Raw genomic sequence first — 20,073 nt, 5'->3', positions numbered from 1 at the left:
ATTTAACTCGGTAATTCATCTAAACCAAACTTCTGAGAACCATTCATCACGGGCTGCTTGTTCATAATGACTAAAGGCCCAATTGCGATCAATGTAATAAACAGTAAATAAAATTCAATGTGATAAACAAAGCTATAACCTGTAGCGGTAGATAGCAGACCGTCCCCTAACAAGCCACTGGTCGCTAAGCTAGAAATCCCATCACGTATTACGCCGCCAGCCGCAATAGCAATGCCCGATGCGGAAGCATGTACTGCACCCCAGGCACCGAGAACTAAACCATTCATGCCGCCCGACTCAAAACTCATTGCAGCTGTTAAGGTGCTTACGGAAAATAAACCGCCTCCAAAGCCAATCAAAAATGCACCGCAACGAAATAGCGTTGGGGAGAGCAATGGTTCGGAAAAAATCACACAACTAAATGCCAGAATGCCAAATAGAGCGCCAATGGCAGCAAGGCGATAGGAATCAATAGAGCGATTTAAATAACGCGCTGCTATAGCAAAAGCAGTTAGGGCTCCTAATGAAGTTAAGCTGGTCAATACCGTGGTTGCACTGACTGATAGACCCAGCACTTCAGCGCCGTACGGCTCCAAAATAATATCTTGCATGCTAAAGGCCGCCGTGCCCAAACCTAAGGCCACTAAGAAACGCATCACTTTGCCTTGCTTTGCAAAAGTTGCCCAAGTTTCTTTAAAGCTAGGGGTTGGAGTTGAGTAGGCTGTTAAATGGGGCTGGCGAGGCTCTTGCTTCCAGACTGCGATTACATTGAGTATCAGAGTAGTAGCAGCGACACCCTGCACTACGCGAATTAACAGCAGAGGTGTAATGTCAATAAGCAAATAGCCGAAGATGGCACTGCTGACTGCCATACCTACTAACAGCATCATATACATGAGTGCAACTACTCTAGGTCTGGCCTGAGGTTCAGCGAGGTCTGATGCCAAAGCCAAGCCAGCCGTTTGCGTAGTCTGCATGCCAGCACCCACCAATAAAAAAGCTAGCCCAGTTGCTGCTTGTGCAAACCAAGTAGGCCATGTGGTGTCACCTGACAACAGAATTAATGCAAAGGGCATGATGGCAAAGCCACCAAACTGCAACCAGGAGCCAATCCAGATATAAGGCACTCTGCGCCAGCCAAGGAAAGACTTGTGACTATCACTCTTAAATCCAACCAAGGCTCTAAAGGGCGCAAATAGTAAGGGTAGAGCAACCATAATCGAAACTAAAGCGGCGCTCACTTGCAGCTCAACAATCATCACGCGATTTAAGGTGCCAATGAGCATCACCATTGCCATGCCTACTGAGACCTGAAATAGCGATAGCCTTAAGAGACGGCTGAGTGGCAACTCTTTGGTGGCGATATCAGCAAAAGGCAAGAATCTTGGACTCACTCGTTTCCAATTTTCAAATAGCTCTTTGCCGCGCCAGGTCAGAGTAAACATTTTCATCTCTATCGTACTGTGCTTGAATTGGCCTGCTTCTTACTAAGACGCATAGCCTGTGAAAAATAAAAAGCACGCTGTACTTTTTGGGTGCTCACTGGCGCCCAATCAACTAGACCATCATGCTGACTAAAAGTTCTGGTGAGGGAATCCATCGAAATCGGTTGGATAAACGGTGATCGATCACTACGCGGAAATAAGCTGCCAAGAGTGAGTAATGTACTCAGTGCCGCATTGTTGGGAGCAAAAGTAAAGGCGATATTGGCTCGAGTTCTATCAGCCAGTTTGGCCATAGCATCAGCAATATCCAAATGGTGATAATGAATCATCGAATCCATACAAACGACATGATCAAATTCACCTAAGGCAGGATCGAGCATATCGCCAGAGCGAAACTCAATAGAGCCCGCTCCAAAATCATTGCCAATTCTCTCGCGAGCTAAATCAACTAAAGTGGGTGATAAGTCAATCGCGAGGACATGTGCCCCGCGCTTCGCTAAATCGGCTGCCAACACTCCCGTGCCACAGCCAGCATCCAACACTCGGTGCCCAGTCAAATCGTTTGGCAAGTAACTAAGTAGTAGGTGGCGCATCTCTTCACGACCTGCTCTGACCTTGGCGCGAATACCACTCACTTTCGCAGTCGAAGTTAACTTCGCCCAAGCATCAACCGCCGTCCGGTCAAAGTATTCCTCTAACTGGCTACGTTTTTGGGTGTATGAATTCTTTTGCATGAGTAGTGAGGGAGTCTTTTAAATTATTTCAACCAAGGGGAATAAATATAGGCGAGGAGATGCGCAATGATTGCTATAAATCCAAAAAATTGTGTCCCTTGAACTAGATTGCGATGCAACTCTTCCGCCTCCTCCGCACTTAAACCGGTTAAGGTGGCTTTAGAGCTATAAACACTCGCCGCTTGAGCAGCTTCAAGGCGAATAGCCTCAGCGCCAATCCGAGACTCGCGCTGCTTCTTTTCTTGATCTAAGCGCGCCATCCGCAACTTCCAAATAAATTGGCCTGCATTAATCACATAAGTTGCATATGCCGCTAATGCCAAAATCATTAATTGATATTGGTCTAAGTATCCCGTTGCTAAAGCCACTAGATATAGAGTATGCAAAAGCAATACCAACATACTGAAGACATCTTCCCAGAAGAATGCCGGCGCAAATAAGTAGCAATTGAAGACTACTTTTTCCCAAATGCATCCAGTAATCATGATGGTGTAGAGCGTTAAAGTTTTCACCACCACCGAGATATTGGCCGCGGACTCCCCTTCCCCTGTCCACAAAAAACGAACAACTAAATATAAGCTGACTAAAAAAACTAAGAATTGAACGGGCGCTAAAATTCCCTGAACCAGGGTCCATTTAGTCTGGTCTCTTCTTACCCTCTCCTCTGGGGTGTAAAGAGGTTTATATATTTTTTGCATGCACAGTCTGCTGTATTTTCCAAAACAACTTTAAGACAATCGGTAACGCACTTTTTAAAGCCAAAAGTGTCACAGAAAGTTTACGGTATTTAAGAAAAGAAAGTCCTCGGGATAACCCTAGACTGGTATTTTCCCTATGGCAAGTTCCTGAAAAAGGAGGCTAAATGGTACCGGATCAAAGTAGTCCCTTTTGACACAAACTGGATTACTTATTGCACTGCAGCATATTTTCGGTGAGCATTCAGCACCCTTCGCTTTGTATTACTCATTACATCTTTGGGAGATGGGCTTTGTCGGAATCGCTGAAAAAAAAATTCGAATCTAATTTAGGCGAATTAGATAATGCAGAAATGATGCTGTGGCTCAATAAAACCATCGAATCTGAAATCATTCCCCGCTTGCTCATGGGACATAAACTTTTTTCTGCCGATGATCAGAATGGAGAAGAAGCTAGTGAGATTGAGGTGAAACAGACTGAAATTGTCGATTTTTGCCAAACGCTACTAGATGGTCCCGTAGAAGACTGCTTCTCCTATATTGAACGGATGCAAAGATCGGGGCATTCTCTTATCTCCCTTTATGTCAATCTCATCCCAGCATCTACTAGGCGCTTACAAGAGCTTTGGGAGAATGATGAAAATAGCTTTACGGAGGTCACGCTTGCCCTAGGCCGCGCTCAGAATCTGATTCACCAGCTTAGCCCCATCTTCGTAAATCAAAGTAATTTCAGCGAGTTCCAGGGAAATGCCCTTCTTGTTAATGTGCCAGGATCACAGCACACCCTAGGCATCTTAATGTTGGGTGAGTTTTTCAAACTCGCCGGCTGGAATACAACGGTAGAAATTGAAATTTCTAGCGACGAGTTGAAGGATCGAATTCGTTTGCAAGCCTGTGATTTAGTTGCCATTTCTGTCTCAACTGAGGCTCAGTGGGATACAATGGAATCATTGTTAAAAGAAATAAAAAGAGTCTCAAAAAATAAAGGGGTGTTGACGATGGTGGGCGGTCCGTTGTTCGACTTTAAACCCGAGCTAGTCAGTAGCTGCTCTGCAGACGTTTGTGCCCTTACGGCAGAAGAAGCTATCAAAAGAGTTTCTGACCTGCTATCACAAAGAACTCGCTTAAATTAAGATGCCCATTTCACAGCAACCACATAACCTCTTTCAGAACTTAAGTAGTGAAGAGCTTAGCCATTTAGCGCAAGCATCCACAGACATCTCCTTTGTATTGGATGACGCTGGATCAATACAAGATATCTACTCCCATAAACAGAGTCTAGCAAAGCATATTCCAGATGATCTCATTGGGAAAAAATGGCTAGAGGTAGTGGAGCCTGACAGTAGAAAAAAAGTTCAGCACTTGTTGGACGATGCCAACCGAGACAATATTTCCAAATTTAGACAAATTAATCTCTCTAGCAATGCGAAAGATAGCTCATTACCAATCATGTGCGCCTCTATCAAGGCGCTGTCGAATCAAAAAATTATTGTGATTGGTAGAGATCTTGCAGAAGTTGCTCAGCTTCAACAAGATTTAGTGGCAGCTCAAAAACAGATAAGTCAAAACTATCTGCAAATAAATCAGCTGGAAGAACGCTTTCGGTCTATCTTTGAAATAGGCGCTGAATCCATCATCATTCTTCAAGCGGATGATGGATACCCAATAGTCGAGATGAATAACAATGCTATCAAACAACTACTGGTTGCTAAAAATGATTGCATTGGAAGATCGTTTCTATCGCTCCTACCCGCCGATGAACTCAGTAGAGTAACCAGCTTTTTTCAAGAGATGCTCGAAATAGGTGAGTCTAGAGACTTAAACACCTCTTTTATTGGCGGCAAAAAAATTCATATCAGCGCAAGCTCTTTTACCAATAGCGGGAAACCCCACTTACTACTGAATCTGAATCCACTGGACCTCAACCAACCAGCTCTGTTATTAGAGTCGGACTCTTTAACCGTGAAGGCTATTGAAAATAATGCTTACGGTTTTGTCGTTTGCACCCCGGAAGGCCTAATCCTAAAAGCCAATAAAGCTTTTATTAAGTTAAGCAGTGCCAAGGGTGAGCAAGAATTAATCGGCACCTCTATACAAAATTATCTAGGCTCAGAGACAGCGGATTTTGATCGGATGATGCAATCCCTTAAGGGAAGAGCGAGTGCGCAATCCTGCATCTCTTCGATTAGCAACAATGGTAGTAGCTTTAAATTGGTCGATATTTCTGCAGTATCCGTGTCCCATCCACGCGCTTGTGTTGGTATGATTTTTCGACAAATCGATTCGAGGGAAAACAAAGGCAAACGCATAGACAAAAAACTAGTGCGTAGCTCTGAAGAATTATCAATGTTAGTTGGAAAAGTTCCTCTAAAGGACATCCTTACCGAGACAACTGACTTGATTGAGGAACTTTGCATCAAGGCTGCCCTAGACTTAAGCAATGACAACCGCGTTTCAGCCTCTGAAATCTTAGGCTTATCACGTCAAAGCCTATATATTAAGCTGCGAAAATATGGCTTAGTAGATAGCGACATTAAGGCTATTGATTAGAAAGACCGTAATGAACGGCCAAGTTGCCTTAATGGTTTTGGTTGATATCCAATTATCAGCAAAAATCAGCGGTATTCTCAGACTCATGTTTGCCCGCTTAGGGCTCTGGAGAACTCCAGGACTGAAATTCTATAAACATATGGGTTCAGGTAAAAATGGTGGCTTCTCGATTCATCCCAGCGGAACCCATCAAGCACTATTTTGCGTTTTTCAAGACATAGCTAGCCTAGAACAGTTTTACCAATCCTCAAGATTAATTCGCTGGTATAGAGCACATGCTCAGGATTTTTTCTCAGTCAAACTGAAGGCCTATTCCATCAAAGGTAAATGGTCAGGCTTCGCTCCACACATCACAGCTGAAGCACCCTCTGCCGGTCCAATCGTATCGATTACCAGAGCATCTATAAAGCCGCAATATTGCATTCCATTTTGGCGCAAGCAACCCGCAGCAGAAATCTCACTTGGGCAATCTTCTGGTTGCATTATTGCCGCCGGAGTTGGTGAAGCGCCCTTCTTTCGACAGGCAACCTTCACCATTTGGGAGTCTCAAGCGGCGATGGATCAATATGCCCGACAAGGTGCTCACCAAAATGCAATTCGCGCGTCCTTGAGTGGTCATTATTTTTCTGAATCCATGTTTTCTCGCTACATCCCTTTTGATGCAGATGGCAGCTGGAAAGGTCGCACCCTTGTCTAAACTGCCAGTTGTTATTGTCGGTGGCGGCATTGGTGGCATAAGTTGCGCACTCGATCTGGCATCCTCTGGAGTGGAAGTCATTCTGATAGAAAAAGAGGATCGACTAGGCGGCAAGATTCGGCAATTAAATTGTTCTAGCGACCCTCTCTCTCCTGCGCCGATAGACTCCGGTCCAACGGTCTTTACCATGCGCTGGGTTTTTGATGCACTCTTTCAAAAAGTGGGTACCACCTTAGAATCTGAACTAAAGATTACTAAGCTGGAAATATTGGCCCGTCATGCATGGAGCAAAGATGAGCGGCTAGATTTATTTGCTAATGTGGATCAGTCAGCCGAAGCGATCAAGGAATTTTCTTCTGCGGCGGAAGCAGATCGCTTTCTTCAATTCTCCCAACAATGCCGCAAACTCTATCGAGCACTTGAGAAACCCTACATGCTTTCTGAAAAGCCTAGCTTCGGAGGCATGATTACGGATCTTGGAATATCAGGATCCAAGGTCTTGTACGAGATTGGCTTATTTAATACATTATGGAAATCACTCGGCGACTACTTCCACGACCCCAGATTGCGCCAACTCTTTGGAAGATACGCAACGTATTGCGGATCATCCCCCTATCAAGCACCCGCTACCTTAATGTTAATTGCTGATGTGGAGGCGCAAGGGGTATGGGCAATTGAAGGTGGCATGTACAGCCTAGTCAAAGCCCTTCAGAAGTTAGCGCAAGATAAAGGTGTCCAATTCATGACTGGCCAAGCCTGCGAAGAAATCCTAATAGAGCAAGGTCGTGCTAGTGGAGTGAGATTGGCTGACGGCACAAGCATTCAAGCACAAGCAGTCATTTTTAATGGTGATCTGGCTGCGCTTCAAACGGGTCTACTGAACCCAGCCAGTAAGCAATCATTGAATGCAAAAATGGCAGCACCTAGCGCAGCCAAAAGATCGCTTTCTGCAGTTACTTGGTCCATCAATGCTAAAGCAGATGGCTTTCCTTTAGTCAGACATAATGTATTCTTTAATCAAGACTATCGTGCTGAGTTTGATGATACTTTTCAAAAAAAACGTCTCCCCCGAAAGCCAACGGTATATGTATGCGCTCAGGATCAAGGTGATGTCCATCAATCAAGCTCAAACCCTGAAAGACTACTATGCCTAGTCAATGCTCCAGCAAATGGCGATCAGTCAGAATTCAGTACTCAAGAAATTGAAGCATGCGAACAAGAAACTTTTAGCCTTCTACAACAATGTGGTCTTAATATCGACTTGGATAGCGCAATATGTCAACGCACAACGCCCTCTCTTTTCAATCAACTATTTCCAGCAACGGGTGGAGCTCTTTACGGCCAAGCCAATCATGGCTGGATGGAAACCTTTGGGCGAGCCTCAGCGCAAAGCCCGATTCCGGGTCTCTACCTAGCGGGGGGCAGCGTGCATCCAGGTCCGGGAGTGCCAATGGCAGCACTATCGGGACGCATGGCGGCCGCAACCCTGATGGATCACCTCGGTTTGATCAAGCTGTCAGGGAGAATGCTTATCTCTGGTGGTACATCGATGCTCTAAGCGATGATGGTAAGAATGGCATCGTACTGATTGCATTTGTTGGTAGTGTTTTCTCCCCCTACTATGCCTGGGCAAGAAGAAATAATCCGGCAGTCAACCCTGAAAATCATTGTTCTCTGAATATTGCGATCTATAGTCCCGGAAAAAATCGTTGGGCTATGACTGAGCGAGGAGAAAAACAAGTCTCCCGAAACTCAAGCGAGTTTGTCATTGGCCCTAGCAGCCTGCAATGGGACGGTAATAAATTAACTATTCAAATATTAGAACGTGCAGTTCCTTTTGGGCAAAAGATCGCAGGCACTGTTGAACTCTATCCCAACAGCTTATTTAACTTTAGTACGCCACTAGATGCTGCTGGTAAGCACCGCTGGGGGCCTCTGGCCCCATCAGCACGTGTCAAGGTGAACTTAAATTCTCCAGACTTGAAATGGGAAGGGAATGCTTATTTAGATTCTAATGAAGGAGATGAGCCCATCAGCCAAAGCTTTCATGAATGGGATTGGTCAAGAGCAGAAATGAGTGGTGGCAGAACTTCGGTAATTTATGATGTGCGAGAAAAGAATGCCCAAGAAAATATATTGGCATTGACATTTAATCCCAATGGCACGATTGATCACTTTGAGCCCCCTCCAAGGCAAGCACTGCCAAAAACGATATGGGGTATTCAGGGGCATATGCGCAATCAAAATTCTGAGAGTTTGAGAGTGCAAAAGATTTTAGAAAACACACCCTTTTATACCCGCTCTGTTTTAAATTCTGAACTACTGGGAGAAAAGGTGCTCTCATTTCACGAGACCTTAAGCGTACCGAAGCTTACTTTAGCTACAACGCAATTCATGCTCCCCTGGAGAATGCCCCGCGTTACTTGGTAATGCCCCAATAACTACTGTAGAGCCCTACCACTCTTGCGTGGATTACGACGTTGCTCTTGTCGCTCCATCAGATCTACAAACCAGAGTAAACGATCGTGAGCTGTTCCTTCGAAACGCTTTTCATGAGGCACCTTAATGACTGCATTTACTAAATACTGAATGGCTTTATCGGCATCCACTTTAAGCTGCCTTGAAAATATCTTAGAAATTGCGGTAAAGGCTTCTGCCAAAAGAATGACTTTTCTCTTAGAGGGTACATAAGCTCTTGTTGAAACAGAATCCAAATTAAGTTTTTCTACTTGTCGACCAATCTCTGCATAAATCAATCGAGCTGCCTGAATTGCTGGACGACAATCCCACGGTAAATCAGAAATTCCACTTTCTGCACGAGAGTACAAAACATCGGCATGCTTTAAGAGACGAGCAATAACACTCGCAATTTGTTCGTTAAACTCAGGCTTACTTAACCAGGCTTGAGGATCTAGACCAGCCTCTCTCAGCCAATTCAGAGGTAAATAGATTCGCCCATTAGCAGCATCTTCGCCAACATCACGTGCAATATTAGTGAGCTGCATCGCAAGGCCAAGCTCACAAGCTCTTGCCAAAGTTTCAGGCTCCCGACGATCCATGATGACGCACATCATTGCTCCTACTGTACCGGCAACTCTAGCGCAATAATCCAATAAGTCCTCTAAGGTATCGTAAGTTCTAAATTGTGTATCCCACTCATAACCTTCTATTAAGGCTAGGGGTAAACTGATGGGAAGATCAAATTCTTTGACAACAATGGATAAGGCTCGATCAGCAGCAATATCATCTGGCGTGCCTTGATAGATTCGATCAAGACGTTCACGCAACTTAGGAATTGCATCAGGCTCTGCATCTACCGCATCCGCAACATCGTCAGTAATCCGACAAAATGCATAGAGTGCAGTTGCAGGATCTCTAACTCTTTGAGGCAAAATTCTAGAGGCAGCAAAGAAGGACTTGGATCCATCTCGCATAGTTGCGACACACTCTTGAAGGTCTTTAATATTTTGACTCATGCTAGAACTTTTTTAGGATCTGGTACTACAGACATTAATGCTTTTGCAGAAGATAAAACACCGGGGATACCCGCACCTGGGTGAGTTCCAGCGCCAACCATATAAAGGCCTTTAACATCTTCGCTACGGTTATGCGGCCTAAACCAAGCGCTTTGGAGCAGAAGTGGCTCAAAACCAAATGCAGCACCTTTCACTGATAAGAGGCGATCCTGAAAATCTTGCGGTGTCATACAAAAGGACGTTTTAAGATGCTTTTCGAACCCCGGCAAAACACTTTTATCCAAGTACTTAGCGATCGCTTGACGATAGGGCTCAGCTTCTTTAGCCCAGTCTGTGCCACTGGCTAAATTCGGCACTGGAGCTAATACATAAAAAGTATCGCCTCCAGCAGGAGCTAGAGATGGATCGGTGGCAGTTGGCCTATGCAAATATAGGCTAAAGTCATCGGCAAGCACATGTTTCTTAAAGATGTCTGTTAATAAGTCTTTATAGCGTTTACCCAACAAGATCATATGGTGAGGAACATCGGGATATTGCTGATCCGTACCAAAGTACCAAACAAAAAGACTCATAGAGTATTTGCTCTTATTTACTTTGGAGTCAGTCCACACTTTGCGATGCTCTGGGGCAATCAATTTTTGATAAGTCCAGGCAGCATCCGCATTAGAGACCACAATATCTGAAGGAATAAATTCCCCATTAGCTAGCGTTACGCCTTGAGCTTTCCCATTTACCACTTCAATGCGCTTGACCTCAGAGTTCAGACGAATTTCAACACCTCTTCCAGTCAATAAACCCGCTAAGCCTTTAATTAAAGAGCCTGTTCCGCCCATCGCAGAATGCACTCCATGGCGTCGCTCTAAAGAGTTGATGAGCGCATAGACTGCAGTAACAGAAAACGGGTTTCCCCCAATTAAAAGTGGATGAAAACTCATCACTTGACGTATCTTGTCATTCTTCAAATGACGTGCAACTAATTTATAAATACTTTCCCAAGCCTTCATTTTGATCATTGATGGAATTGCACGAATTAAATCACTCATTGAGTCAAATGCTGTTGAGCTAAGTTCTTCAAATCCAAGTTTGTAGCATTTTTCTGCTTCGGCTAAAAATCGCTCATAACCTGGCAAGTCTTCTGGTGCAAACTTCGCAACTTCAGCACGCATTCTGGCTGGGTCACCCGTGTAATCAAAGTGAGTACCATCATCAAAACGAATTCGATAAAAAGGATCCATTCTGCGCAGATCCACATCATCTGACATCTTCTTACCACACAACCCCCATAATTCTTCAAGCAAGAATGGCGCAGTAATGATGGTAGGCCCTGCATCAAACGTAAATCCATCGCGATGATGGACGTAAGCCCTGCCCCCTGGAGCATCGAGCTTTTCTAAAACAATGACCTTGTAACCTCTGCAAGATAAACGAATAGCAGCTGCCAACCCACCAAAGCCACTACCAATGACAATCGCAGTTGATACTTCATCTTCTTTCAAGTCAGCTTTTTTTAACATTTACTTAAACTAGATTTTCTACAAAAAAATAGCGTCATATTGAACCTATGACGCTATTGGTGTGAACAAGCAATAGACTACTTCATTGCCACTGATTTCGCTGCAGGATCAGAATCTTTTGATTTCTGAGTCACCTTAGCAGGTCCAGTTAAAAAAGGATAATCTGACAACATCGATACACCATAAAGAGGCTTATAAGCGCCTTGGTGGCAAGTAGCGCAATTGGCTTTAGCGACATCACCTGTTGGACCTAAACGATGCGGAGGAAATAACCCCTTGATAGGCTCCATATAGTTATTGTTAATATCTCGCGCCATTCGAATCGCATACCAAGCCCTTGCTCTTTGAGGTGGGCTTTCTTCCCATGATGAGAAGTTACGAGAATTGTGACAATAGGTGCAATTGACCCCCAAAGATTTTGAAAAATGCATCATCAAAGCATAGGTCGATTCCGTTTCATTGAAGCTGTGCTTATTACCCGTTGGTAATGCTGTATTACCTGCCACTCTGATGTTGCTTGATTTACTGAGGTATTGAGAGAAATAGTCATTTGGCAAGGAAGCATAACCCGAGCTACTTACCGGAGTATTTTGCCCATTTTTATTACCAAGAAGACCATTACCAGTTTGTTGTTTTGGCTCTTTAAACCAAACCTGCTGAGGAATGTTATTACCGCGATGGCATGTATAACAAGTCACACCAGTCTGAGCAACGTGGTCTTGCCATTGCGTATTCACCCGTTGTGTCATTAAAATCATATTGCGCGCGACTTGCTTGGTATACAGCGAGTCATCTGCAAAGTTTGCAGGATTATGGCAATAGGTGCAACCTTGTTCTGGCGCTACCCAACTGGTGATTGCAACCATGAATCCACCAAATTGAGCAACACTGAGATTACCAAGAACCTTTACATTTTTATATGCCGCTCCTGCTTTAGGTCCATCAGCTGGCGCAGGCCCATATGAGACAGGTACAGTATTTTTCTGTGCTTGCTCAGCTAATAAACGAGGGTTATAGACAAGGTCCATACCAGTTCCACGGAAGCCATGCTGAACCGATTCCATTGGCGGTCTCTCGCAACCTGACAGTAACAGAATGCTTACCAGCAATGCCGGCAATATTAAAAATTTTCTCAACAACTTCATGGCTTAACTCCTGTGATAACAGGAGCAGCAGGAGTAGGCGGCAGAACAAATCCAGAGGTAGCAGGATCAGCCACTGGAGTACCAAATACATAGGGATAGGAAGGGGCAACGTGGTGCTTCACAGCCCATAAATACCAGTTATCTACTACGGTTCCAGTTAGCAAAATACCAATGCCGCCAACAAGAGGGGTTAGAACAGCAAACCACCAAGCCCAACGGTGAATCGATTCCATTGTGGCGTTAAAGCCCATGGTCCATCTCCAGAATAATGCAGCTCTTTCTGAGGCTGTACCACGATCGACGATTTGCTCAATCTCACGCTCTCCTCCAAAACGACTCACTGCCAGAATGGTAGCGCCGTGCATTGCAAATAAGAGTGCAGATCCATAGAGGAAGACAATCGATAGCATATGGAATGGGTTGTAGAACAAATTGCCATAACGCAATGAGAAAGCCGCAGTCCAATCTAAGTGGGAGAAGATTCCAAAGGGAACTGCCTCGCTCCAGCTACCCATCATGATGGGACGTATAAATCCTAATACTAGATATAACCAGATCGCCGCTAAGAAGCCCCAGGCGATATGCGTACCCATACCCAAGGCAACAGCGCGGCGATACATTCTTGCCCACCACAATAAAATCGATAACGTGAGGAAGAAACCAGCCATCATCCACCAGCCGCCCTCATTTAATGGCATAAACAAAGATAGGCCATGCTTAGGTAAAGGTGGGTCAAGTGATAACCAGAATAATTGGCGCACAAATTGAATTGGGCTCCAATTCACTGAGGCCAACATATTCCAGCCAATGATCTGAAAGGCAATAATGCCGAAAAATAAAGAGGCTAAACCTAAGCGACCTAAATAAATTGGTCCTAGCTGAGCATTACCTAGACGACCAAATAAATGGTATAGCTTAGGTTCACCAAAGCGCTCACGCTCATCATAGGGATCAATAGAAACACCGTGATGCGGTGGCGCAACTACCTGTACTTGAGTAAAAAGGTTTTGATATTCCATAATATTTGTATTCCTCTCTTATCGCCAAATCGGGAGGTTCAACCACCAACCCCACCATTCAGGCCAACCACGAGACCAAAATGGACCACTAATCACAATACAAACGGCACTCCAGAAAACTGCTGCTAAAGCCAAAAATAGTCCAAGGCGATGTATGCCCAAAGTTCCAATGGAATAACCAATCGCATCCCTAAAGAATGTATCTTCGTGCTCAGGTGTTTTAACAAACTGCCCTTTCTGCGGATTGGTGGATGACAAGACTAAGCCGCCATGTAAAACGAGGGCAAAGGTCGTAGTAAAGAATAAAGACACAGCAATCATATGGGCTGGGTTGTAATGAAAATGTAAGTATTGATAGCCCGTATTAGAAACCCAATCTAGGTGGCTTAAGATGCCGTATGGGAATCCATAACCCCATGCACCCATCAGCACAGGCCGAATAATGACCAGAGTGAAATAAGCAAATACCGCCATTAAGTAGGCAAAGGGAACATGAAGACCCATGCCGAGTTTTCGACAAATTTCAATTTCCCGTAAGGCCCATGAAAAGAATGCGCCTAAGGCACAGACTGTAATCAGTTGCCATAGCCCGCCCTTTAATAAGGGAGCAAAACCTAATCCGTAACTAATATCCGGTGGTGCAATATTAATCTGCCAAGGGTTCCATGTTGGCCCCTGTGAAGCACCCCACAGAATTAGTGCAGTGCCTAAAAAAGCGAAGAAAACAGTGGTGACACCAAAAAATCCAACATAAAACGGCCCCACCCAAAAATCGAATAAGTCCCCACCGACTAATGTACCGCCCCGAACACGATACTTTCTTTCAAAACTAAGCATGGCCATTTTTTATGCTCTCCAATGAATGGATAAATAGGGTTGAGCTAAAACTCGTTTTAACCTAACCCTATTCACCATTTTTTTATACAAATTACTTTGCTGCTGGAACTGCTGGCGGCATTGCAGAACCTTCTTTTGCTTCCATTGCCTTGAACTGGGCTTGGCTCAAACCATCCAACCAGTTGTAACGCACACTGCTAAGCAAAATGAGGTGAATCATCGCTGCAAGACCAAACAGAAAAATACCTTGAACAACCATTGATCGCAAAGGATCATAAAGTTTCCAAATTCTCCACATAATCTTCTCCTAATTTAAGTAAGACATAAAGCCATAAACTGCCGAGCTCGTGCCATCGATAAGCGATTTTTCTTCAGCTCCAGGAAGCCAAGAACTCCACTTCGTTGGCAAAATCTGGGTGAATAAAGAAATAACAAAACACACTATGAAACATAAAATAAAAATAAGATTAAAAGTGATTGAGTCCTCTCTAATCATATTTTTTTCTCTGCTGATAACGTGATCCATTTTCATATCATTCCCCTAAGATTTATTCCGTTTTCAATGGAACCAAGGACGCCATGCCCAAACTAAAATATGGGCTACGACAGCTATAGAAGTAAAACCAACTAAACCTTGGATATACAACTGGTGAAACTCCTTGGCTTCGTCATCAGTAAGGCCAGATATTGAACCTGTTCTGTGATCACTCATAACCAATTACCTCCTTCAAAAATAGCCTTGCGGCCGTTACCGCGCTTAACCCGCGCGACATGGGCTGTAGCGTACGGCATGCCACATTCCGTTTCCAACAAATCAATGGATTTGTTGTAATTAACTTTTGATGTTGAGAAAATCATGCTTCGACCTCTTCAATAATTTCTTTGCAAGAGGACTTCACTCTTGCAGCTGTAATTCTTTCTTCGCCAGCCTTTTCTGCATCTTGCTCTACGCGGTCTCGCATCTCTTTTGCAGCAGAGATCTGAATCAGTACTGGCCTGGTTTTAATGAAGTCCGCAACCAATTTCTGAGCATCCTGATCCCAAGGTAAAGCATTGGATCGATAAGTACGGGTAAGTGATGCATCAACCTTGTCCATATCCGTCCCTAACGGCAGGATATAAAAGAGCGCATCAAATAATCCGTTACAAAATTCTTGAATGATGTATGTTGCACCGGCGTAACCCATAAATGGTGTACCGGTATGGCGGCGAATGATCGCGCCAGGAAATGATGAAGGGATATAAGAAGCTTTACTGCCAGTTTCAGCCAGGTACATTCTTTCGTTGTAGCTACCAAACATCACTAGTGGTGGCTTCTCTTTAGTCAGTTTGCGAACATCTTGATTATTGGTTTTTTCCCCAGGCTTTCTTGGCACAGCAAAGCTGCAAGGCAAACCCATCTCATCTGATAAGAAGTGACGGATACCTCGGGTATATGTTTCATTAGCAACTACTGCATAACTGGCTGTACTGAAGAAATCTTGGGTCACTGAACGCCATAAGTCCCAGATTGGCTTAATGGTGGTGTGTTTCTCGCGCTCAATAAATGGCTCTGGATCTAAACCAAGCAATTCACCGAGTTTTCGTAAGAATTGAGTAGTACTATGTAAACCCAGTGGTGCTTGCAAGTAAGGGCGCTCTAAAGCTTCACAAAGCATGCGGCCAAACTCGCGATACATACAGATATTGACATCTGCATTGACCAGGTTCTCCACTTCAGATAAATGAGATCCTAGCGGGAACACCATATTAATATCGGCACCAATGCCTTCAACTAGACGACGAATCTCGGCTAGATCACTTGGCATATTGAATGTGCCATAGCAGGGTCCAATAATATTGACGCGCGGCTTTTCACCTTCTGCTCTTGGTTTACGTTCTGGAATCTTACGAGTACCGTATTCACTCCATAACCAATACATTGCACGGTTAGCGCATTGCCATTGATCTTCATCAATAGTTCTTGGCAAGAAGCGGGCAATATTCATGCCTTCAGGAGTAACACCACCACCAATCATTTCTGCAATAGAGCCAGTCACCACTACTGCAGGGAGATCGGGATCTAAAGTAGCGTGGGCACGTTTCATTGCACCCTCAGTACCTTCGCGGCCTAACTGCTCTTCCTCTAAACCGGTAACTACAATCGGCAACTCATGTGGAGGTAGCGCATCGGTATAGTGCAGGACTGAAGTTACTGGTAAGTTTTCACAGCCGACAGGACCGTCAATAACTACTTGCAATCCTTTGATTGCAGTAAATACATAGACCGCCCCCCAATATCCACCAGCACGATCGTGATCGATGACAAACATTACATCATCTCCTCAGCTTTGCGCTTCTTCAATTTCTTCTCTAGCTTGCGGCGAACCTCGGCCTTGAACTCTGGGTGATCTTGTGGAATATTCTCCCAAACGCCTGATTTATAGCCAGATCCAACATCGCCAAAGAACGCCTTCATCTCATCAAAGCGCGCTTGATTACCAATCGCAGCATTGATTACCTGCGCTAGTGAACCAGCGCCTGCAGGACCCATCAGCGGTCTTGCTGAGATCAAATTCGTAAAGTAAAGCGAAGGGATTGAAGCTTGCTTAGCTGCTTGAACTACTGGAGTAGTTCCAATCGCCAAGTCTGGTTTGAACTCTTTCATCGCGGCTAAATCTTGCTCTAAAGAAGCGCGGAATTGAACGTGAACGCCCTTTGCCTCCAACCATTCACGATCTTCATCACTCCAAGGAGTGCGTGGGCATGCTGAGCCAACGTAACGGACATCAGCGCCACTCTCAATGAGCAAACGGGCAACAATGAGTTCTGAACCTTCATAGCCGCTCAAAGTAATGCGGCCCTTGATCGGTGCTGCAGCGAGTACGCCCTTAATCGCAGGGAGAATCCGGTTTTGTGCAGCAGCAATTAAATCTTGTGGAGTGTTGGTTGATTTGCCAATGGCCTCCAACCAACGGGCGGTGCCTTCGTAACCCACAGGGGCAGATCCAACAATAGATCTTCCCGCTGCTTGAAATTCGCGAATACATGAGGTGTAAAAGGGATGCAATGCGGCAACCGTTACACAATCAAGCGCTTGATACATTTCACGCCATTCACGAGTGGGTACCGACGCGCCGACTGCTAAACCCATCGGCTCAATCATCATACCGATGCCAACCGGATCGGCGGGGAAAATTTCACCTAATAAAGTAATCGTTGGTTTGCTTGAACGACCAGCGCGTGGTGCTTGGACTGGACCAGACATAGCCTCATTGCGAGCGTAATTGAGCATTGCACCTGCTAGCACATCTTTTGCTTCTGCATGAGTTGGCACGCCGAATCCTGGCACATCAATACCGATGATACGTACACCATTAATTTCTTTTGGTAACAATTGCAGTGGCACACCACTAGCAGTTGGTACGCATAAATTAATGATGACGATAGCGTCATATTTTTCTGGATCGGCTTCTTGATAGACTGAATCACGAATATCTTCAAACAACTTACCAGTGACCAATGTCTCTGAATTAAATGGTACATAACCAACACTACGGCGTGCACCATAAAAATGTGAGGTAAAAGTTAACCCATAAACGCAGCATGCAGAACCAGAAAGAATCGTGGCAGTTCTACGCATCCGCAAACCTACCCGCAATGCTCCAAATGCAGGGCACATGCTTTGTGGTTGATCATGCGGCCCCTTTGGATAGTCTTTTGCATACTGCTGCAATGTTTCAGACTTACCAGCTGCCTTAGCAGCAGCTAGCATCTCTGCTTCACCGGAGTGACAACCTAAGCCATCTCCTAAAGTAGGATCAGTCTTTAACTTTTCCTCAGGGGTAATGGGAATAATGGTTTTATTCATAGCAGCGTATAGCTCTCTATCTCTTTAAGCTTGATCGTAGATAACTTCGAGTGTTTTCTTAATGACTTCGTCTTTACCCATCATGTCTTTCACAGTAGCGGGTTTCAAAACGATATCGCGACCAGTTACTTCTGAAGAGAACAAGCCCAATAACTCATCTTGACTGAGTGGCTTAGGACGTACTGGGGGAGCTTCTGAAACATTCGTAGCCAGCTCCTCAAATAGCGACGCCCACTGCGTACCAGGCTGACCAATAATTTCATAGCTAGCACTCTTACGACGAATATCTTCGTTTGCAGGGATAGCCGCTAAAACTGGAATGCCGGCCTTTTCAGCGAAAGTCTGGGCCTCACCAGTTAGGTCATCTTTATTGATCACCATGCCTGCTACACCAACGTTACCGCCTAATTTGCGGAAGTACTCCACTGCTGAGCAAACATTATTCGCAACGTAAAGAGATTGCAAATCGTTACTAGCAACTACGATTACTTTTTGGCACATATCTCGAGCGATTGGTAAGCCAAATCCGCCACAAACCACGTCTCCCAAGAAGTCGAGCAATACATAATCAAAGCCCCAATCATGAAAGCCTAATTTTTCTAATGTTTCAAAGCCATGAATAATGCCGCGACCACCGCAGCCACGCCCTACTTCTGGGCCACCGAGCTCCATCGCAAACACACCATCACGAATAAAGCACACATCACCAATCGATACTGATTCGCCAGCTAATTTTTTCTTAGAAGAAGTTTCAATAATGGTTGGGCAAGCTTTGCCGCCGAACAGGAGTGAAGTCGTATCACTTTTTGGATCGCATCCAATCAATAACACTTTCTTGCCTTGTTGGGCCATCATGTATGACAGATTGGCAAGGGTAAAACTTTTACCAATACCGCCTTTGCCATAAATAGCAATGATTTGAGTTTCTTTAGTTACTGGACCAGTGGACACTGGATCTGGCTCAATAGCAGCCTCTTTTTTTAAGTCCATAAACTGAATTGTTGCTGTTGCCGGGATGCTTGATGAACTCATTGCAGATTTCTCCAATCTAAAACCATTTTTAAACAATCGATATTGTTGAAAGCCGTGTGATAGGCCTCGTTTGCATCTTTAGGTGATGAGCGGTGCGTGATCAAGCCGTCTAACTTTAATTTTCCTGACTCGACTAAATCTTTGATTGCAACTAAATCCCCAGGAGCCCACTGCGCCGCGATACGAATGCGGGCTTCACGCATAAAAGCTTGGGGGAATGAAAAAGAAATCGTGTCATAAAAACCAGCAAGCACTATTTCACCGCCAGGTGCAAGACAGCTGATTAACGTATCAACTAGGCGGGCGTCGCCGCTGACATCTACAATCGTTTTATATTTCTTTACTTGATCGTCCTTAGGATCTATAGCGTCATAACCTACGGCGCCCTCACGGCGGCCTGCATTGGTTTCCCACACTACCGGGCGCTTACCCTTCGCAACCGCAATCCGTGCAATCAAGCGACCTAATACGCCATGACCAATAATTAAATCTGGTTGCTCTTGTCCAGGACCAGAAGTCACGTGGTAGCCAGTAGCTGCCAGCGCAAACAGAATCGCCTCTTCACCCAAGTTGTCGTCAATTGCAATTACGCGCTGACTGTCCACAACCACCCGCGACGCTGCGCCACCGAATAAGCCCTTAATTTCTCCGTAGCACTTTGCTCCAGGAACGAATACTCTTTGCCCTACTTTCAAGCTGGAATCTGTACCTGCTTCCACTACCCTGCCAACAGACTCATAACCCGGGACCAATGGATAGCCCATACCTGGAAAATTAGGCATTTTTCCAGTCCATAGTAATTTTTCTGTACCCGTACTGATTCCGCTCCACTCCATATCCACTAAGACGTCTATGGTGGTCATAGGGGTTAATTCAAGATCGGTAAGAGTGACACTTTCTGGTCTTTCCAGAACGATCGCTCTTGTTTGATATTGATTGGTCATTTCTCGCTAAGGCTTCTTGTTTTTTGGATTAAAAGTGTATAAAAATATTTACACTTTGTTTTTAACCTGTATTTGCCCACTTGTCATCTAGGGGTTTTCTCTACTAACTCAATTAATCTGAAAAAACCTGTCCGG

General features: G+C 44.7%; 19 protein-coding genes. 5 read left to right on the top strand and 14 right to left on the bottom strand.

Annotation, left to right across the window (positions count from 1 at the left end):
* Nucleotides 1-2: 2 nt before the first annotated feature.
* The 3 genes from Pas1_RS01920 to bchF are packed head-to-tail and all read right to left on the bottom strand — an operon-like array spanning nt 3 to nt 2,877.
* Complete coding sequence (locus tag Pas1_RS01920; RefSeq protein WP_112295145.1) at nt 3-1,445, bottom strand: BCD family MFS transporter; 1,443 nt, start codon at nt 1,443-1,445, stop codon at nt 3-5.
* A gap of 8 nt (nt 1,446-1,453) precedes the next feature.
* The gene (gene bchM, locus Pas1_RS01915; protein ID WP_112294349.1) at nt 1,454-2,179 is read right to left on the bottom strand and encodes a magnesium protoporphyrin IX methyltransferase; all 726 of its coding nucleotides are present in this window, start codon (nt 2,177-2,179) and stop codon (nt 1,454-1,456) included.
* 23 nt (nt 2,180-2,202) lie between these two features.
* On the bottom strand, nt 2,203-2,877 hold the full coding sequence (gene bchF, locus Pas1_RS01910) for a 2-vinyl bacteriochlorophyllide hydratase (RefSeq protein ID WP_112294348.1): 675 nt from the start codon (nt 2,875-2,877) through the stop codon (nt 2,203-2,205).
* Nucleotides 2,878-3,227: 350 nt separating this feature from the next.
* Between bchF and Pas1_RS01905 the strand changes: the two genes are divergently transcribed.
* The 5 genes from Pas1_RS01905 (at nt 3,228) to Pas1_RS01885 (ending at nt 8,551) form a co-directional block, all read left to right on the top strand.
* On the top strand, nt 3,228-4,007 hold the full coding sequence (locus Pas1_RS01905; protein ID WP_136625598.1) for a cobalamin B12-binding domain-containing protein: 780 nt from the start codon (nt 3,228-3,230) through the stop codon (nt 4,005-4,007).
* Nucleotide 4,008: 1 nt separating this feature from the next.
* Nucleotides 4,009-5,424 (top strand): transcriptional regulator PpsR, encoded by a 1,416-nt coding sequence (gene ppsR / locus Pas1_RS01900; RefSeq protein WP_112294346.1) that lies wholly within the window; start codon nt 4,009-4,011, stop codon nt 5,422-5,424.
* A 10-nt stretch (nt 5,425-5,434) separates the two neighbouring features.
* Nucleotides 5,435-6,121 (top strand): spheroidene monooxygenase, encoded by a 687-nt coding sequence (locus Pas1_RS01895; RefSeq protein ID WP_112294345.1) that lies wholly within the window; start codon nt 5,435-5,437, stop codon nt 6,119-6,121.
* The gene (gene crtD, locus Pas1_RS01890; protein ID WP_225971635.1) at nt 6,114-7,679 is read left to right on the top strand and encodes a 1-hydroxycarotenoid 3,4-desaturase CrtD; all 1,566 of its coding nucleotides are present in this window, start codon (nt 6,114-6,116) and stop codon (nt 7,677-7,679) included. Before Pas1_RS01895 ends, crtD begins: the two co-directional genes overlap by 8 nt.
* Nucleotides 7,680-7,837: 158 nt before the next feature.
* On the top strand, nt 7,838-8,551 hold the full coding sequence (locus tag Pas1_RS01885; protein WP_225971634.1) for a carotenoid 1,2-hydratase: 714 nt from the start codon (nt 7,838-7,840) through the stop codon (nt 8,549-8,551).
* An 11-nt stretch (nt 8,552-8,562) separates the two neighbouring features.
* On the opposite strand, the gene Pas1_RS01880 is transcribed toward Pas1_RS01885, so the two are convergent.
* From Pas1_RS01880 to bchC, 11 genes are all read right to left on the bottom strand, one after another.
* Nucleotides 8,563-9,597 carry a phytoene/squalene synthase family protein gene (locus Pas1_RS01880; protein ID WP_112294343.1) on the bottom strand — a complete coding sequence of 345 codons (1,035 nt, stop codon included), beginning with the start codon at nt 9,595-9,597 and terminating at the stop codon, nt 8,563-8,565.
* Nucleotides 9,594-11,111 (bottom strand): phytoene desaturase, encoded by a 1,518-nt coding sequence (locus tag Pas1_RS01875; protein ID WP_112294342.1) that lies wholly within the window; start codon nt 11,109-11,111, stop codon nt 9,594-9,596. Before Pas1_RS01875 ends, Pas1_RS01880 begins: the two co-directional genes overlap by 4 nt.
* A 77-nt stretch (nt 11,112-11,188) precedes the next feature.
* Nucleotides 11,189-12,256, bottom strand: a complete 1,068-nt coding sequence (gene pufC / locus Pas1_RS01870) for a photosynthetic reaction center cytochrome PufC (RefSeq protein WP_112294341.1) — start codon at nt 12,254-12,256, stop codon at nt 11,189-11,191.
* A complete protein-coding gene (gene pufM / locus Pas1_RS01865; RefSeq protein ID WP_225971633.1) occupies nt 12,253-13,275 on the bottom strand; it encodes a photosynthetic reaction center subunit M in 1,023 nt (340 codons plus the stop codon). The genes pufC and pufM overlap by 4 nt, the downstream gene beginning before the upstream one ends.
* An 18-nt stretch (nt 13,276-13,293) precedes the next feature.
* Entirely contained in the window at nt 13,294-14,118 is an 825-nt protein-coding gene (gene pufL, locus Pas1_RS01860) for a photosynthetic reaction center subunit L (RefSeq protein ID WP_112294339.1), read from the bottom strand.
* A gap of 85 nt (nt 14,119-14,203) precedes the next feature.
* Nucleotides 14,204-14,410 (bottom strand): light-harvesting antenna LH1, alpha subunit, encoded by a 207-nt coding sequence (gene pufA, locus Pas1_RS01855; protein WP_112294338.1) that lies wholly within the window; start codon nt 14,408-14,410, stop codon nt 14,204-14,206.
* A 261-nt stretch (nt 14,411-14,671) separates the two neighbouring features.
* Nucleotides 14,672-14,824, bottom strand: coding sequence for a light-harvesting antenna LH1, beta subunit (pufB, locus tag Pas1_RS01845; protein ID WP_112294336.1), 153 nt, complete (start codon nt 14,822-14,824; stop codon nt 14,672-14,674).
* Between the two features lie 142 nt (nt 14,825-14,966).
* Nucleotides 14,967-16,424 carry a chlorophyllide a reductase subunit Z gene (gene bchZ / locus Pas1_RS01840; RefSeq protein WP_112294335.1) on the bottom strand — a complete coding sequence of 486 codons (1,458 nt, stop codon included), beginning with the start codon at nt 16,422-16,424 and terminating at the stop codon, nt 14,967-14,969.
* Entirely contained in the window at nt 16,424-17,962 is a 1,539-nt protein-coding gene (gene bchY / locus Pas1_RS01835; protein WP_112294334.1) for a chlorophyllide a reductase subunit Y, read from the bottom strand. The genes bchZ and bchY overlap by 1 nt, the downstream gene beginning before the upstream one ends.
* Nucleotides 17,963-17,986: 24 nt before the next feature.
* Nucleotides 17,987-18,994 (bottom strand): chlorophyllide a reductase iron protein subunit X, encoded by a 1,008-nt coding sequence (locus Pas1_RS01830; RefSeq protein WP_112294333.1) that lies wholly within the window; start codon nt 18,992-18,994, stop codon nt 17,987-17,989.
* Nucleotides 18,991-19,938 (bottom strand): chlorophyll synthesis pathway protein BchC, encoded by a 948-nt coding sequence (gene bchC, locus Pas1_RS01825; protein ID WP_112294332.1) that lies wholly within the window; start codon nt 19,936-19,938, stop codon nt 18,991-18,993. The genes Pas1_RS01830 and bchC overlap by 4 nt, the downstream gene beginning before the upstream one ends.
* Nucleotides 19,939-20,073: the final 135 nt, after the last annotated feature.

It is taken from the genome of Polynucleobacter paneuropaeus, from assembly GCF_003261235.1.
In the GTDB taxonomy this organism is placed as follows: Bacteria; Pseudomonadota; Gammaproteobacteria; order Burkholderiales; family Burkholderiaceae; genus Polynucleobacter; species Polynucleobacter paneuropaeus.
Note: the sequence above shows the minus strand (reverse complement) of the source record. Positions and strands in the feature narration are given on the sequence as shown.